Consider the following 15,918-nt stretch of genomic DNA (forward strand, 5'->3'; position numbering starts at 1 on the left):
TGTTAGGTGCTGAGGCTAGCGCTTCTGTCATGGAAACATCCCTTCCGATTCTCTCGCTGTCCGCCGCCGCGCTTGCCGGCGCCGCCGCAGCTTTCCCCAAAATTCAGGCCCGCATCGCGCTCTCGCGTGCCAAGCACCGCTCGCTGACCGGACATTCCAAGATGTCCAAGATGGTCGCGCGCATGGTCCCGCACTACGAATTCGACATCGACGACTTCTTCCGCTCCGACGGCGCGCCGAAGGACGTCGCGATGCAGCGCCAGGACGGCTTCTTCCGCCTCGCCGGCCTCTACGGGGATCGCTACCCCAAGGGCCGCGCGTTGACCGCCGAGGTGACGGAGCGCATCTCCGACCTGCAGTTCACCGAAACCTACCGCGTGCCGTTCCAGTACAGCCGCCTGGTGCGCGAGCATCTCGGCACCTCGGCCTTCGTCGAGGCCTCCAGCGGCGTCACCGTCACCGACGTCGACGGCAATGTGTTCTACGACCTGACCGGCTCCTACGGCGTCAACATCTTCGGCAACGACTTCTACAAGGAGTGCATCGCCGAGGGTGAGAAGCGCGCCCACGCGCTCGGCCCCGTGCTGGGCCCCTATCACCCGGTCATTGCCGACAACGTCAAGCGGCTGTGCGAGCTGTCCGGCCTCGACGAGGTCTCGTTCCACATGTCCGGCACCGAGGCCGTGATGCAGGCGGTGCGGCTCGCGCGCTACCACACCAAGCGGAAGCGCCTCGTGCGCTTCGCCGGCGCCTATCACGGCTGGTGGGGCGACGTGCAGCCCGGCGTCGGCAACCCGGTGTCGCCGCACGAGACCTTCACGCTCGCCGACATATCGGAGAAGACACTGCAGGTGCTGCGGACGCGCAGCGACATCGCCTGTGTGCTGGTCAACCCGCTGCAGGCGCTGCATCCCAATTCCAACGCGCCCGGCGATTCCGCGCTGGTCGACTCCTCGCGTTCCTCCAAATACGACCGCGCCGCCTACACCGAATGGCTGAAGAAGCTGCGCGAGGTGTGCACCGAACGCGGCATCGTCCTGATCTTCGACGAGGTGTTCGTCGGCTTCCGCCTCGCCGCCGGCGGCGCCCAGGAATATTTCGGCGTCAAGGCCGACATGGCGACCTACGGCAAGAGCCTGGCCGGCGGGCTTCCGGTCGGCGTGGTGTGCGGCCGCAAGGATTTGATGCGGCGCTTCCGCGACGACCGCCCGGCCGACATCTGCTTTGCCCGCGGCACCTTCAACTCGCATCCCTATGTGATGACCGCGATGGACGAGTTCCTGAGCCGGCTCGCGAGCCCGAACTTCCGCTCGATCTACAACGGGCTGGACGAGACCTGGAACGGCCGTGCCAAGGCGCTCAACGACCGCCTCGCCGCGCAAGGCTTGCCGGTTCGCGTCGGCAACATCTCGTCGATCTGGACCGTCTATTACACCGAGCCGTCGCGCTACAACTGGATGCTGCAATACTATCTGCGGGCCGAGGGACTGGCGCTGAGCTGGGTCGGCACCGGCCGCCTGATCTTCACCCTCAACTACACCGATGCCGACTTCGCCGAGGTCAGCGACCGCTTCGTTGCGGCAGCCGAGAAGATGAAGCGCGACGGCTGGTGGTGGCACAAGGCCGGCCTCACCAACAAGAACATCAAGCGGCAGATCCTGAAGGAGATGGTCGCCGTGAGGTTCGGCCGCTGAGCACACCGTCATTCCGGGGCGATGCGCAGCATCGAACCCGGAATCTCGAGATTCCGGGTTCGCTCGCTGGCGCGATCGCCCCGGAATGACGGCATTTAAGTCGTCACGGTGAAGTTCAGGCGCTAAGGCAACGCGCGGCCCCCCTGCTCCCTCGCCCCGCTCTTGCGGGGAGAGGGCTGGGGTGAGGGGCTGCATCCACAAAATCGGTGACAGACGGACTCGTGGTGAGCCCCCCTCACCCGGATCGCTGACGCGATCCGACCTCTCCCCGCAAGCGGGGCGAGGTGACGTGTGCGCGCGGTCGAAGGCGCTCAAGTGATGATCCGCCGTAATCCTAAGACGTAGATGCCCGGGACAAGCCCGGGCATGACGCAGTTTGAAGACGCTGGGAGCAACGATCAGGCGTGCTTGACGTGCTTCTCGAGACCCGGATCGATCAGTTCGCCCTTCATCAGGAACAGCGGCGCCTTGTGATAGAGCTTCAGATCGTTGAACGGGTCGGTGACGATCTTGGTCATCCAGACGAGGCCGGTCTCGACGTCGCGGATGAAGAACAAATGGATCGTGCGGAACAAGAGGCCACCGATGCCGACCACGAGCCAGATCTTGGCCACCTGGCGCGTGAAGTCGCCCATCGTGACCCAGGGCTTGAACAGGCCGAACAGCGTCGGATCGAAGTACAGCACCATCGGCGACAGCGCCCAGATCGCCATCAGCACGACCTTGCGCTGCAGATTGTAGCCGACCTTGATGTCTTCCTTGTGCTCATGGGTCGCCTGGTTGACGTGGTCGTAGCCCTTCGGCTCGAAGAAGAAGTGACCGGCCTGGCGCGAGGTCATCGAAACCAGCCAGCCGACCAGCGCCGATACGACCGGATCGAAGAACAGCATCACATAGGCGAACAGGAAGCTCAGCGCGCTGACGAAGTGCAGGCTCTGGTTGATCCGGCTGTGATGGTAGAAGCGATGGTCATCCCAACGCTGGGTACGCAGCTCTTGCAGGAAATTCTTGATCATTGGTTCCCCCAACATCTTTCGGAACAGGATTTACAGGGATTCGATGTATCGCGTGTGACATCATCATAATGACATATGACAATGCGGAGCGACGCCTTGACGCAACCGGAGCAGGGTCTCGCCTCATCCCGACAAGATCTGCGGAGATCAGGCGAAGGAGATCGTAGCCTCCCGGCCTGGGGTGCGCTGTGCGCTACCTCACCCGGGAGGAGCGGCGGGCTGGGCCGCCTGGCCGGGCCGCCTCAGGCGGCTTTGGCGACATCCGCCTTGCGGAAGCGGACCAGCGAGAAGTGGCCGAGCGGCGGAATCAGGCGCCGCTCCGCGAGCTCCATGCCGCGCGCGCCGGCGAGCCATTTGGTGTAGCGCGACCAGGCGAATTCGGCCGTCCGGAACCCGAGCGGGCGCACCACCGGCTGCAGCTTCTGCTCGATGAAGCGGCGCACGCCGGCGTCGGCGCTGACGCGGGTCAGGATGATCAGTTCGCCGCCCGGACGCACCACGCGGGCGAACTCATCGAGCGCGGCTTCCGGGTTCGGCACCGCCGACAGCACGTACTGCGCCATCACCACGTCGAACGAATTGTCAGGGAATTCCAGCTTCTCGGCGTCCATCACCGCGAGGCCCTCGACATTCTTCAGGCCCCGCTCCGCGACCCGCTTCTTGGCCTTCTCCAGCATCGCTTCCGAGATGTCGGTGCCGAAGATGCGGACGTTCTGGCTATAGAGCGGCAGCGAGATGCCGGTGCCGACGCCGACCTCGAGCACCCGGCCGCCGATCTTGTTGGTGGCCTGGATCGCGGCCTGCCGGCCCTTGCTGAACACACCGCCAAACACGAGGTCGTAGATCGGCGCCCAGCGGTCATAGGCCTGCTCGACCGTCTCGCGGTCGAAGTCCATGGAACGGTCGGCACCCAGCTTGATGATTTCAGCCATAGATCGTCTCTCGTCTCTCGTTCGATTGAGGTGTTAATTCGGAACCGCGCTGCGGCCGGCAACGCGGCGGGCAGGCCGCGGCGCGCGGCTCGGCTGCAGCGTGGCCAGATTGCCGATGAACTGACGCGCACTGTTTTCCCAGGAACGCTCCAACGCAAAATTGCGGCAGTCGGCGCGCGACATCGTCAGCGCGCGCAGGCAGGCGCTGCGCAGATCGTTGTCGATCGCGCCGATCGGATGGTTGGCGATGACGTCCTTCGGGCCGGTGACCGGGAATGCCGCGACCGGCGTGCCGCAGGCCAGCGCCTCGAGCTGTACGACGCCGAAGGTGTCGGTCAGGCTCGGGAACACGAAGACGTCGGCGGCAGCGAGGTGCGAGGTCAAATCCTGCCCCTTCTTCTCGCCGAGGAAAATCGCGTCGGGATATTTCTGTTCCAATGCCGCCCTTTGCGGGCCGTCGCCGACCACGACCTTGGAGCCCGGCAGGTCGAGTGACAGGAAGGCGTCGAGGTTCTTCTCCACCGCGACGCGGCCCATGGTCATGAAGATCGGCCGCGGCAGATCGAGCACAGCCGGCTGGTCCGGATTGAAGATCCTGGTGTCGACGCCGCGGGTCCAGAAGCCGAGCCTGCGGAAGCCGCGCTCGGCGAGCTCGCTGCGCAGCGAGTCGGTCGCGACCATCGTCATCGACCCGGCGGCGTGGAAGTGGCGCAGCACCGCATAGCCGACGCTGTCGGGAATGCCGGTACGAACCGAAACATATTCCGGGAAGCGCGTTGTATAGGATGTGGTGAAGGCGAGCTTGTTGCGCTGGCAATAGCCGCGCACCGCCCAGCCGATCGGTCCTTCGGTCGCGATGTGGATCGCCTCGGGCGCGGCCTCCTCGATCCGGCGCGCGATCTCGCGGCGGTTCGGCAGCGCCACGCGCAGGCCAGGATAGGTCGGCACGCCGACCGAGCGGAAACCGTCGGGAGTGAGGAACTCGATCTCGGCGCCGAGCCCGGCTGCGCTGCGCGCAAGCGACGTCAGCGTCCGGACCACGCCGTTGACTTGCGGATGCCAGGCATCGGTCGCAACGAGTATGCGCATTGCAGGAGATCCAAATCGTTAATCTTGATTCTGCTCGCACGACGTTCTGACATGGATGTTTCAAACGTATGACGTCATCGAAATGTTAGTTTGTTTTTCACGGCAAACCGCCGGTTTTTCGTGTAACGTGACAGCCAGATGTCAGAGCAGAGTGAAAATCCCGGCACCAAGCGCCGCAGGCTCAGGAGACGAAACTCGTCGCTGCTGATCCTTGCGGCCGGCATCCTTGTGTTCGGCCTCGCCGCCGGCGCGCTGTATTACGCGCTGCGTCCGGTGACGCTCGCGATCGCGGTCGGCCCGACCGGCAGCGAGGACGTCAAGCTGATCCAGGGCTTCGCCCAGGTCTTTACGCACGACGGCAGTTCGGTGCGGCTGAAGCCGGTCACGACGCAGGGCTCCGCCGAGAGCATCGCACTGTTCACGGCGAACAAGGCCGACCTCGCAGTGGTGCGCGGCGACCTCGATCTGCCCGCGAGCGCCGAGTCGGTTGCGATCCTGCGCAAGAATGTCGTCGTGCTGTGGGCGCCCTCGGGCGCCAAAGGCAAGCGGCGGTCCGCGAAGATCAAGAGCATCGACGATCTCGCCGGCCACAAGGTCGGCGTGGTCGGCAGCACCCAGGCCAATGTCACGCTGCTGCGCGTGATCCTGACCGAATCCGGCGTCAACCCCGACAAGGTCGCGGTCAGCCAGTTCGCCGTCAACAAGATCGCCGACCTCGCGCGCGATCCCTCGCTCGATGCCTACATGACCGTCGGCCCGCTCGACAGCAAGGTGACGGCGGAAGCGATTACAGCGACGGCGGCCGCGCGCGGCGAGCCGGTCTTCCTCCCGGTCGATGTCTCGGAGGCAATCGCGCAGAAGCATCCGCGCTATGAGTCCGAGGAGATCGCCGGCAGCATCTTCTCCTCGTCGCCGGCGCGGCCCGAGGACAAGGTTGAGACCGTCAGCGTCAATCACCTCATCATCGCGCAGCATGCGCTGAGCGAGGCGACCGTCGGCGCGCTCGACCGGCAGCTGTTCACGCTGCGCCTCCAGGTCGCGCGCGATCTGCCGGCGGCGGCAAAGATCGAGAAGCCCGACACCGACAAGGACGCCGCGCTGCCGGCGCATCAGGGCGCGGCCGCCTATATCGACGGCACCGAGCGCACCTTCCTCGAAAAATACTCCGACTACATCTGGGGCGGCATCCTGCTGCTCTCCGGCCTCGGCTCGGCCGGCGCCTGGCTGCGCCACTACGTGAAGCGCGACGAGCGCGAGCACTACATCACCCATCGCGACAATCTGCTGACCCTGATCTCGCAGGTGCGCGGCGCCGAGACGCCGGAACAGCTCGCCGCCATGCAGGGCGAAGCGGATGCCCTGTTGCGCGAGGCGCTCGACTGCTACGACGACGGCGCGATCGAGGAAGGCGATCTCTCGGTGATCGGGCTGACGCTCGAGCAATTCCATCACGCCGTCTCCGACCGCCGCGCCGTAATCAACGGCGACAAGCCGGGCCTGCCGCGGATGCGCGCCGGCTAGGCCGCGTGCACGCCGAATTGCACCGAGAGCAATGTGCACCGAGAGCAATGTTTGGATTGCGCATGCAGGCGCGCGTGGCCATGTTGAGTACTGACCACAACGCTTCGCACGACACCATGATCACGTCCATCGTCGCTGACCTGCCCGGGCCTTTCGTGCTCGCGGTTGCCTTCGCCGGTGTCTTCCTGATCGCCTTCATGAAGGGCGCGTTCGGCGGCGGTTTTGCCATCGTCGGCATCCCGCTGCTGTCGCTGGCGATGGACCCGATCGCGGCGGGCGCGCTGCTGGCACCATTGTTCGTCGTCATGGACGTCACCGCGCTGCGGTTCTGGCGCCCGAGCACGTGGTCGCGCATCGACCTCGCGATGCTGCTGCCGGCGCTCGTCGTCGGCATCGGCCTCGGCTATTTCGTGCTGCGCGATCTCGACCGGCATGCCGTCGAGATCGTGATGGGCGTGGTGACGCTGGTGTTCGCCGCGCTGTGGTTTCTCGGCGGCGGCGAGATCAAGCCGCGTCCGCGCTCGACGTTCAAGGCGACGTTCGCCGGCCTGTCCTCCGGCGTCACCACGATGGTGGCCCATTCGGGCGGGCCGCCGCTTGCGATCTATCTGCTGCCGCTCGGCATGCCGAAGGCGCTCCACGCCGGCACCACCAGCCTGTTCTTTACGGTCGGCAACCTCTTGAAGGCCGGCCCGTGGCTCGTGCTGGCCACGCCGTCGCGCAGCCTGTGGATGCTGATGGCGCTTTGCGTGCCGGCGGTGCCGGTCGGCGTCTGGGCCGGATGGCGGCTGCACGAACGTCTCGACCAGCGCGCGCTGTACCGCGCCTGCTACGCCATTCTGGTCATCACCGCGGCCAAGTTGCTGTGGGACGGATCGGCCGGATATCTCAGCTCCTGAACGGCGAAGGTGCTGGCTCCTCGTCAGGAGGAGTGTCTGCTGCGGACGACGTTCGCGGCAACGGCAAGAGGCGCAATGTCCTGGCGCGGCGCGGACGCGTCGTCCGGCGCAAGGCGCTCGCGCGCCACGAAGGAGAAGCGGCTGCGCAGTTTCAGGATCGGCTTCTCGATCCAGTGCCAGGAGAACGCGGCGAACAGCGTGATCAGCAGCAGCGCAATCGCGAACTGAACGATCACGGGCGCGTGCGGCAGCCATACCCGCACCACCTGCTGCACCGGAAAGCCGTAGAGATAGATGCCGTAGGAATAGTCGCCGCGCGAGACCAGCGGCAGCCGCGGCAGCTTCGAGACGCCGAGATAGGCGGTGATATAGACCAGCGCCGGGGCGATCAGCAGATTGAGCACCGGCTGGCTCATCCAGTCCGCCGGACCGAGCAGCGCGGCGCCCGCGCAGAGCGCGCAGCACGCGGCGAGAAGCCATCCGTTGTAGGGAATGCGGTCACGATAGAGATAGATCGCGATGCCGAGCATGAACGCGACCGGCAGCTTCGCGCCGCGTCCGAGGAACGGCGCCGTGCTGAAGATCCTGTCATGCAGCATACCGGCGACCCCGGCGGGCAGTTGCGAGGGTTGCGCGCCATGCCCGGTGAGTACGAGCGCAAGGCCGATGCCGACCAGCACGAGCGCACCGAGCACGATGAGCGGCGGCTTGCGCAACAGGCCGAACAGGATGAACACCGTCATCAGCGCGTAGCAGCCATATTCGAACGGCACCGTCCACAGCGAGCTGTTGACCTCCGGCGCGGGATTGCCGCTGAACACGCCGGGCAGGACGTAGTTCACGAGGCCGATGATGTTGGTGAAGTATTTGTAGGTGCCGAAATTGGTGAAATAGTCCGACAGCGGCAGCGCGGTGAAGATCGGTCCGAGGATCAGCGCCGAAAGCACGATCTCGACCGCAAGCGCCGGAATGATCCGCATGCCGCGATTGGTGAGAAACTCCCTCAGCGAGAGCCGCAGCCCGCTGGCCGCGATGAGAAACCCGCTCAGCGCGAAGAACATCACGAGAATGGCGTAGTGCGGAAACCAGGCGATCCACGCCTGCTCGCCGTCGCCACTGCCGCCCGCCACATAGGGCGCGTGGGCGGCGACGACGGAAATCGCAAGTGCAATGCGGAGAAAATCGAACCCGGGGCCGAAGCCCTTCTGCCGATCCAGCATGCTGCCGATCGTGTGCCCCAGCATCATTTCCACTCCATTCCGAAACAATGCGCTGGGACAGCAAGCGCCGTGCCAGGAAGACTGTCTTGCGGCGGGACACCCCCTTCCCGGCAACCCGGCCTTAACCGTGCGACGAAACACGCACGAAACAATTCCCTAACGGCACGAAACCATTTTGGCGATTTCGTGCAAACGTCCTGAAACGCCTCACCTGTACTGCTTTGACCCAACGACGCGCCGGAACTGGCGCGCAGGGCGCAAACAACAGGGGTCGACAATGTTCAATTCCATCAAGCTGAACTCACGTCTCGCTGCCGCCGCCTTCGGTGCGCTGGCGATTGGCACCGTTGCTTTTTCGAATTCCGCCGCGGCCGCTCCGCTGCCGATGTTCCCCTTCATCCTGACGCCGCCGACCGAGGCCGTGCAGCCGCCGGTGCAGTCGATGCCGCAGGCGCAGGAGGAAGACCGTTCGGTCGAATTGCCCGCCCGCCTGCGCCGCCAGGTCGTCGCCTATCCGACGCGTGAGGCCCCGGGCACCATCATCATCGACACCCCGCACACCTATCTCTATCTCGTGCTCGGCAACGGCCAGGCCATGCGCTACGGCATCGGCATCGGCCGCGACGGCTTCACCTGGTCGGGCACCCAGACCATCACCAAGAAGGCAGAGTGGCCGGATTGGACGCCCCCGCCGGAAATGATCGCCCGCCAGCCCTATCTGCCGCGCCACATGGCCGGCGGCCCCGGCAATCCGCTCGGCGCTCGCGCCATGTATCTCGGCGGCACCATCTACCGCATCCATGGCACCAACGCGCCGGAGACGATCGGCACCCGCGTGTCCTCCGGTTGCCTGCGCCTGACCAATGCAGACGTCTCCGACCTCTATTCGCGGGTCAGCGTCGGCACCAAGGTGATCGTGCTGCCGATGACCGACCGCCGCGCCGATCTCGGCTCGGCCGTCCGCTAAGCCCCTCCCCTCCAAGGCGTCCTTAATTAAAGGCGTCCTCGACCACGGCTCCGGTATTCTCGTGCCGGGGCCGTTGTCGCGTTCATCAACCTTAACGCCTTCCGCCCCTGAAGCAGCTTGATCCCGCCACACTGGCGCCCTCGTCGGGGGGCCTGTACAAGCCGTCAAGTTGATTTTCATCCGGGGGAATGATGCGTCTACCGATGCATCCAAGGACGATAGCGCTCGGGACCGCGGTGGTGCTGGTCTCGTTCGTGATCAGCCTCAAGGCAATGGACTGGCTCGCGCCGAGCGTCACCGTGCAGAAGCCGAAGCTCGCAGAGCTGCCGCCGCTGCCGCAGGCGCCGCGTTCCTCGACGATCGTGGCGCAGGTCTCGGTCGCGCTGTCGGCGATCCGCGACGCCGCCGAACGCGGCGCGCCGAAGACCTTCGGCGGCAAGGCCGACAACCCGGTCCAGCAAATCCTGCAAAATGCCGACATCGGCTGGACCGCATCGCGCGGGCCGATCGCGGCCACCGGCGCGCAGGACGTGCTGACGCTGACCACCCCGATCAACGGCACGCTCAAGGTCACCGGCGCGCTGTCCGCCAAGGCAACCGGCGCGGTCAACGACGCGCTCGGCAGCCTGCTCGGCGGCAATGTCGCCAAGCAGATCGGCGCCGTGAACATCAAGAACATCAACGCCAACGCCGAGATCAAGGGCAACGTCACCCTCACCGCGCGCCCGAAGCTCGGCGCATCCTGGCGGATCGAGCCGAACCTGCAGGCACAGGTCAATCTCGGCGACACCAGCCTTTCGACGGCCGGCGTCCGAATCAGCGTGCCGGCCCAGGTCAAGCCTGTCATCGACAAGGCGGTCGCCGACCAGATTTCCGTGGTCGAGGCCCGATTGCACAACGACCCAGTGTTCCAGAACAACGCCCGCACGCAATGGGCCAAGGCCTGCCGCTCGATCCCGCTGCAAGGCACCGGCGGCACCACCTCGATGCCGCCGATGTGGCTCGAGCTGCGACCGACCCGCGCGATCGCCGCGCAGCCGAAGGTCGATGCGTCCTCGCTGATCCTGACGATGGGGATCGAGGCCGAAACGCGGATCACGGAGGCGCAGACCACCCCCAACTGCCCATTCCCCGAAAAACTCTCGATCGTGCCGCCGATGCCGAGCCAAGTCGCAATAGGCCTGCCGGTCGACTTGTCCTTCACCACGCTGAGCCAGCTGGTCGAGGCGCAGCTCAAGGGCAAAACCTTCCCCGAGGACGGCTCCGGTCCGGTCGACGTGACGGTCAAGAGCGCGAGCATCGCCGCCTCCGGCGACCGGCTTCTTATCTCGCTCCTGGTGCACGCCAAGGAGAAGGCCAGCTGGTTCGGGCTGGGCGCCGAGGCGACCGTGCACATCTGGGGCCGGCCGCGGCTCGACCAGCCGTCGCAGACGCTGCGGCTGACCGACGTCGAGCTGGCGGTGGAATCCGAGGCCGCGTTCGGCCTGCTCGGCGCCGCCGCGCGCGCGGCGATCCCGCACATGCAGCAGACCCTCAACGACCGGCTGGTGGTCGACCTGAAGCCATTCGCGACCAACGCGCAGCGCAAGGTCGCCGCCGCCATCGCCGACCTGCAGAAGAACGAGGAAGGCATTCGCGTCGACGCCGAGGTCAACAGCATCCGGCTTGCCGGGATCGACTTCGATTCCAAGACGTTGCGGGTGATCGTGGAAACCGACGGCAGCATCAAGGCCGCCGTCACCGCGTTACCGGCGCTGTAGGACACTGCCCGAGCGGATTGCTCTCTTACCTCGCCCCGCTTGCGGGGAGAGGTCGGATTGCGAAGCAATCCGGGTGAGGGGGTACAGGTCTCACGACAGTCGCCACCCGTGGCTAAGGCCCCTCACCCCAACCCTCTCCCCGCGAAGAGCGGGGAGAGGGGAACACTCGCCGCGCGCATGCCCAAAAAGTCGTCTTTGCGACAGCTTGTCGCAGCGGCTAGAACGCCCCGGTGGAAGCAACCCTCAACGAAAAAGTCAGGGAGAAAAACACGATGAAAACACTCTTGGCCGCAGCGGCGGCCGGCCTCGCGCTCGCGGTCTCAGCGACCGCGGCGAACGCCCAGATCTCCGACGATGTCGTCAAGATCGGCGTGCTCACCGACATGTCGAGCCTCTATGCGGACGCCACCGGCAAGGGTTCGGTCGCCGCCGTCGAGATGGCGGTCGCCGATTACGGCGGCAAGGTGAAAGGCAAGCCGGTGCAGGTGATCGCAGCCGATCACCAGAACAAGCCCGACGTCGGCGTCAACATCGCACGCAACTGGTACGACAACGACAAGGTCGACGCGATCCTCGACGTGCCGACCTCGTCGGTCGCATTGCCGATCTCGGCGCTGACGCGCGAGAAGAACAAGATCCACATCAATTCCGGCGGCGGCTCCTCCGATATCACCGGCACCGCCTGCTCGCCCAACACGGTGCACTGGACCTACGACACCTATGCGCTGTCGAACGTCGCCGGCAAGGCGATGGTCAAGCGCGGCGAGGACACCTGGTTCTTCGTCACCGCCGACTACGCCTTCGGCATGGCGCTGGAACGCGATGCCGCCAATGTCGTCAAGGAGAGCGGGGGCAAGGTGCTGGGCGACGTGCGTCATCCGCTCAACTCGTCGGACTTCTCGTCCTTCCTGCTGCAGGCGCAGGCCTCCAAGGCCAAGGTCGTGGCACTGGCGAACGCCGGCGGCGACACCACCAACGCGCTGAAGCAGGCTTCCGAGTTCGGCCTGACCCAAGGCGGCCAGAAGATGATCGCGCTGCTGCAGGAGATCACCGACACGCATTCGCTCGGCATCAAGGCGACCCAGGGCCTGATCGTCACCGACGCCTTCTATTGGGACATGAACGATGAGACGCGCGCCTTCTCGAAGCGCTTCAACGAGAAGGTCGGCCATATGCCGACCATGATCCAGGCCGGCCTCTATTCGGCAACCATGCATTACCTGAAGGCGATCGAGGCTATCGGCACCGACGAGGCGCCGAAGGTGATGGCCCAGATGCGCGCCACGCCGGTCAACGACTTCTTCGCCAAGAACGGCCATATCCGGATCGACGGCCGCATGGTGCACGACATGTATCTGTTCGAGGTCAAGAAGCCCGAGGAATCCAAGGGCGAGTGGGACCTCTACAAGCTGATCGCCACCGTGCCCGGCGACGAGGCGTTCCGCCCGCTCGACAAGGGCGGCTGCCCGCTAGTGAAGTCGAACTGACGGTTACTCCACACAGGATCGCATCTGGCGATGCGATCCGGCCTCTCCGCGCAAGCCGAGCTATCGCAGACGGAATTCCACAGCTGCCAATGCCGTGCCCCGCAAGCCGGGGCGAAAGTCACTGCAAGCATTAGGCCTGGAAGACCCGCAGCGTTGCGATTTGGAATGGACGCAGCGCCAGGCGGCACCCCCGATCTCCGGTCGGCAGGGCCTCGATGCGGTCTTCCAGGGTGTTGCTCATCCACACCGACGCGATGTCGACGCCGAAATCGAGCGCCGCGGCGGTGCGAATGCCGGCGCTCTCGTAAAGCCGCACCACCCAGCCGTCTCCATCCTCGGCGGGCTTGATCGTATCGACGATCACGTTGGCCGGGGACGCGGTCAGGAGCGATCGTTGCAACGGCGCGTGCGGTTCTCCCTTCATCCAGAGCACCGGGCGCTCGAACCGCAAGGCGCGCCCGACCGTGTCCGCGCTGCGCCAGTCGCCGTGATGGGGATAGATCGCATAGCGCATCCGGTGCCGCCCGATATCGGCCTGGGGATCAGGCAATTCGGAGCCGCGCAGCAGCGTCAACGCGAGCTGGTTGCCGAACGCCGAATAGCCGTGACGGCAGTCGCTGAACAGCGACACGCCGAAATCCGGCTCGGCGAGATCGGCCCAGCGATGCCCGGGCACCTCGTACTTGGCCGCATCGGCATCCGTGTTGGCATGCGTCGGCCGCTCGGTTGCGCCGAACATGGTTTCATAGGTTGCGTTCGATGCACGGCAGGCGACGGGGAACATGACCTTCAGCGCCGTCTTGCGCTCCTGCCAATCGACCGTGGTTTCGAATTCGAGATGATCGGCGCCGGCATCGAGGCGGATCACCTGCGTGAGCCGGCTTGCGCGTCCGAGCCCGCGCTCGAAACGGACCTCGCCGCGCAGTCCGCCATCCGACAGCACGGCGCAGCTCACCTCCCCCGTCACCTCGCGCGCGGTCTCCAGCGCGAACGGATCGATATCCCATGCCTCGAAATCGAGCGGCCGGTCATCGAGCAGCAGCAGCCGGGCTGCCGGTGATGCGAAGGTCTCGCGGCCGGTCGCAACATGCAGCAGCGACCGAACGAGCCCGCTGCGATCAATGCGCGCCTCGAGCCGCGCGTTGGACAGCACAAAGCCGTCCGGATCGGCAGCGACCACAACGCGATCGTCGGTCGTCGTCGTTTCGCCCGCCGCAAACGGCGCGGCGACGATGTGACGAAGCTCGCCGTCGGGGTCGGACGCGACCTCGGCGCGCGCGCAGCCCAGCGTGTTGACGGGTATCCAATTGCCGTCTTCGGGATCGCACAGTGTCGCCAGCACGGCTTGCGTGCGACGCCCGGCCTCCTCCGCCACGCCGGCGAGTTCGACCTCCGCACGTTCATAGACCTCGCGGATGCTGCTGCCGGGAATGATGTCGTGGAACTGGTTGACCAGCAGCGTGCGCCACAGCGCTTCGATCTCCTGTGCTGACGGTGCCGGTTGCCGGCAGGCAGCCGCGACAGTGGTCACGAATTCGAGTGCCTGAAGGCCGGCCTCGCAAGCGCGGTTGAGGCGCTTGGTCTCGGCCTGCGTGGTGTAGGTGCCGCGATGATATTCGAGATAGAGCTCGCCTTCGATCGTCGCCAGATCCGGCGCCGATATCGCCAGGCGGTCGAAGAACTCGTCGACGGAACGAATCTGGATCCGCGGCAGCCCCTGCAAGTCCCTTGCGCGCTGCAACGTCTCGAGCATCGTCTCGTCGGCACCGCCGCCGCCGTCGCCATAGCCGAACAGATAGAGTGCGTCGGACGAACGGTCGGCGTCCTTGTAATTGGCGGCGTGATAGCGGAGCTCCGCGACCTGCGCCGATCCATTGTAGGTGTCCGCCGGGGGGAAATGTGCCAGCACCGTGCTGCCGTCCAGTCCGCGCCAATGGAAGCTGTGATGCGGCGGTGAGGTGAACTTGTTCCACGACAGCTTCTGGGTCAGGAAGCGCGACATCCCCGCCGACTGCATCAGCTGCGGCAGCTGGGCGTCGTAGCCGAACACGTCGGGATTCCAGAACACGCTGGAGCGCGCGCCGAACGTTCGCTCGAAATAGCGCTGACCGTAGAGGAACTGACGGCAGATCGACTCGCCCCACGGCAGATTGCAGTCCGGCTCGATCCAGCTGCCGCCGACCGGAATCCATTGGCCGGCGGCGGCCTTGGCGCGAATTCGGGCGAACAGGTCAGGGTCATTCTGCTCGATGACGGCATACTGATAGGCCTGCGAGCAGGCGAACTTGAAATCGGGATAGCGCTCCATCAGCGCCACCGCCGTGGAAAAGCTGCGTTGCGCCTTGCGCCGGGTTTCCGCCAGCGGCCACAGCCATGCCGTGTCGAGATGGGCGTGGCCGATCGCCGACATCTCGTGGGTGATGCTGCCATTTCGTGCCGCGAGCAGGCCATCGAGGATCGCCCGCGCCGCCGGCCAGGTCGCGCGATCGTCGGGATCGGCGATGTTGCAGATGCGGTTGAGATCGTGCAGCAGGCGCCCCGCCCAGGTCCGATCCAGCGCCGGCTGCGCCGTCTCTCCGACAGCTCCGTATGACCTCGACTTTGTCGTGGGGTCGCGGTCAGCCTCGAGCTGGCGCAGCACCTCGTAGTCGAAATAGAATGCCGTAGCTTCGGGATCGAAGCAGCGCAGCTCGCAGGCGACCAGCGCGTAGGCCTGCGGATCGCTCCAGAACGCACCGAACAGGCCGTTGCAGGCCACCTCCACATGGAAGCTGATCGTCTCCCCGCCGCTCGCCGACTGAACGAGCGGCGCTATGTGGCGGCCGGGATTGAGACCCTGCGAGGAACGTCCGTTGAGCCAAAGCAGCGCTTCCGAGCGGCTGTCCCAATACAGATCCACGCGCGAGCCGGCCCAGGCCTGCGGCACCTCGGCCACGACCTGCACCCAATAAGTCGCCCATAGCGGTCCCAGCGTCTCGCCCAATGGGACCGGCCGATAATCGAGCTTGAGCGCGTCCTCGAGGCTGATCCGCTCGGTGGGACCGGCAAGCGCGAGCGAGGTGACCGGCACGCGGCCGGCATGAACCTTCTGTTGCAGCCGCTCCGCAAAGCCTGCCAACCGGCGCCGCGTGTATTGCGGGTAGCGGCCGCGAATCCGGGCTACCGCGGGATTGCCGCCATCGCGCTCCTTGTCATTCATCAGGTTCTTCAGCCATTTGACGAATGATCACGTAAGGGTTGATGATGATTGCAACGCGCTGTCCGAATTGGATCGCCTGACCTACTCCCTACACTCTTCCCAAATTTTATCCATCCGGCCAGCAAAAAAGCGCG

11 protein-coding genes are annotated in these 15,918 nt (G+C 65.5%); 6 read left to right on the top strand and 5 right to left on the bottom strand.

Annotated features, from left to right (window positions below):
- The first annotated feature begins 29 nt into the window (after window positions 1-29).
- On the top strand, window positions 30-1,694 hold the full coding sequence (locus J6525_RS09200) for an aminotransferase class III-fold pyridoxal phosphate-dependent enzyme (protein WP_225643767.1): 1,665 nt from the start codon (window positions 30-32) through the stop codon (window positions 1,692-1,694).
- Between the two features lie 398 nt (window positions 1,695-2,092).
- Here the strand turns inward: J6525_RS09200 and J6525_RS09205 are convergent, their stop codons facing one another.
- From J6525_RS09205 to J6525_RS09215, 3 genes are all read right to left on the bottom strand, one after another.
- On the bottom strand, window positions 2,093-2,710 hold the full coding sequence (locus tag J6525_RS09205) for a hypothetical protein (RefSeq protein WP_057014961.1): 618 nt from the start codon (window positions 2,708-2,710) through the stop codon (window positions 2,093-2,095).
- A 242-nt stretch (window positions 2,711-2,952) separates the two neighbouring features.
- Window positions 2,953-3,642 (bottom strand): class I SAM-dependent methyltransferase, encoded by a 690-nt coding sequence (locus J6525_RS09210; RefSeq protein WP_028332588.1) that lies wholly within the window; start codon window positions 3,640-3,642, stop codon window positions 2,953-2,955.
- Between the two features lie 33 nt (window positions 3,643-3,675).
- Window positions 3,676-4,731 (bottom strand): glycosyltransferase family 4 protein, encoded by a 1,056-nt coding sequence (locus J6525_RS09215; protein WP_028332589.1) that lies wholly within the window; start codon window positions 4,729-4,731, stop codon window positions 3,676-3,678.
- Between the two features lie 138 nt (window positions 4,732-4,869).
- On the opposite strand from J6525_RS09215, the gene J6525_RS09220 reads away from it, so the two are divergent.
- Window positions 4,870-6,252 (top strand): TAXI family TRAP transporter solute-binding subunit, encoded by a 1,383-nt coding sequence (locus tag J6525_RS09220; protein WP_225643769.1) that lies wholly within the window; start codon window positions 4,870-4,872, stop codon window positions 6,250-6,252.
- Window positions 6,253-6,368: 116 nt separating this feature from the next.
- Window positions 6,369-7,151 (top strand): sulfite exporter TauE/SafE family protein, encoded by a 783-nt coding sequence (locus J6525_RS09225; protein WP_225643845.1) that lies wholly within the window; start codon window positions 6,369-6,371, stop codon window positions 7,149-7,151.
- Window positions 7,152-7,174: 23 nt separating this feature from the next.
- Here J6525_RS09225 and J6525_RS09230 read toward each other — a convergent pair whose 3' ends face one another.
- Entirely contained in the window at window positions 7,175-8,395 is a 1,221-nt protein-coding gene (locus tag J6525_RS09230) for an acyltransferase family protein (RefSeq protein ID WP_225643770.1), read from the bottom strand.
- A gap of 253 nt (window positions 8,396-8,648) precedes the next feature.
- Here J6525_RS09230 and J6525_RS09235 point away from each other — a divergent pair, with 253 nt between their 5' ends.
- The 3 genes from J6525_RS09235 (at window position 8,649) to J6525_RS09245 (ending at window position 12,585) form a co-directional block, all read left to right on the top strand.
- Entirely contained in the window at window positions 8,649-9,338 is a 690-nt protein-coding gene (locus J6525_RS09235; protein WP_168857511.1) for a L,D-transpeptidase, read from the top strand.
- A 191-nt stretch (window positions 9,339-9,529) separates the two neighbouring features.
- Window positions 9,530-11,098 carry a DUF4403 family protein gene (locus J6525_RS09240; protein ID WP_225643772.1) on the top strand — a complete coding sequence of 523 codons (1,569 nt, stop codon included), beginning with the start codon at window positions 9,530-9,532 and terminating at the stop codon, window positions 11,096-11,098.
- A 272-nt stretch (window positions 11,099-11,370) separates the two neighbouring features.
- Window positions 11,371-12,585, top strand: coding sequence for an ABC transporter substrate-binding protein (locus J6525_RS09245; protein WP_028342234.1), 1,215 nt, complete (start codon window positions 11,371-11,373; stop codon window positions 12,583-12,585).
- A 130-nt stretch (window positions 12,586-12,715) separates the two neighbouring features.
- Here J6525_RS09245 and J6525_RS09250 read toward each other — a convergent pair whose 3' ends face one another.
- Window positions 12,716-15,784, bottom strand: a complete 3,069-nt coding sequence (locus tag J6525_RS09250) for an alpha-mannosidase (protein ID WP_225643774.1) — start codon at window positions 15,782-15,784, stop codon at window positions 12,716-12,718.
- Window positions 15,785-15,918: the final 134 nt, after the last annotated feature.

The organism is Bradyrhizobium australafricanum (assembly GCF_020329495.1).
Taxonomy (GTDB): Bacteria; Pseudomonadota; Alphaproteobacteria; order Rhizobiales; family Xanthobacteraceae; genus Bradyrhizobium; species Bradyrhizobium australafricanum.

What these genes read in the sequence shown, in the direction of transcription:
- J6525_RS09200 (WP_225643767.1), top strand. Translation starts at nt 30, where the DNA reads ATGGAAACATCCCTTCCGATTCTCTCGCTGTCCGCCGCCGCGCTTGCC.
- J6525_RS09205 (WP_057014961.1), bottom strand. Translation starts at nt 2,710, where the DNA reads ATGATCAAGAATTTCCTGCAAGAGCTGCGTACCCAGCGTTGGGATGAC.
- J6525_RS09210 (WP_028332588.1), bottom strand. Translation starts at nt 3,642, where the DNA reads ATGGCTGAAATCATCAAGCTGGGTGCCGACCGTTCCATGGACTTCGAC.
- J6525_RS09215 (WP_028332589.1), bottom strand. Translation starts at nt 4,731, where the DNA reads ATGCGCATACTCGTTGCGACCGATGCCTGGCATCCGCAAGTCAACGGC.
- J6525_RS09220 (WP_225643769.1), top strand. Translation starts at nt 4,870, where the DNA reads ATGTCAGAGCAGAGTGAAAATCCCGGCACCAAGCGCCGCAGGCTCAGG.
- J6525_RS09225 (WP_225643845.1), top strand. Translation starts at nt 6,369, where the DNA reads ATGATCACGTCCATCGTCGCTGACCTGCCCGGGCCTTTCGTGCTCGCG.
- J6525_RS09230 (WP_225643770.1), bottom strand. Translation starts at nt 8,395, where the DNA reads ATGCTGGGGCACACGATCGGCAGCATGCTGGATCGGCAGAAGGGCTTC.
- J6525_RS09235 (WP_168857511.1), top strand. Translation starts at nt 8,649, where the DNA reads ATGTTCAATTCCATCAAGCTGAACTCACGTCTCGCTGCCGCCGCCTTC.
- J6525_RS09240 (WP_225643772.1), top strand. Translation starts at nt 9,530, where the DNA reads ATGCGTCTACCGATGCATCCAAGGACGATAGCGCTCGGGACCGCGGTG.
- J6525_RS09245 (WP_028342234.1), top strand. Translation starts at nt 11,371, where the DNA reads ATGAAAACACTCTTGGCCGCAGCGGCGGCCGGCCTCGCGCTCGCGGTC.
- J6525_RS09250 (WP_225643774.1), bottom strand. Translation starts at nt 15,784, where the DNA reads ATGAATGACAAGGAGCGCGATGGCGGCAATCCCGCGGTAGCCCGGATT.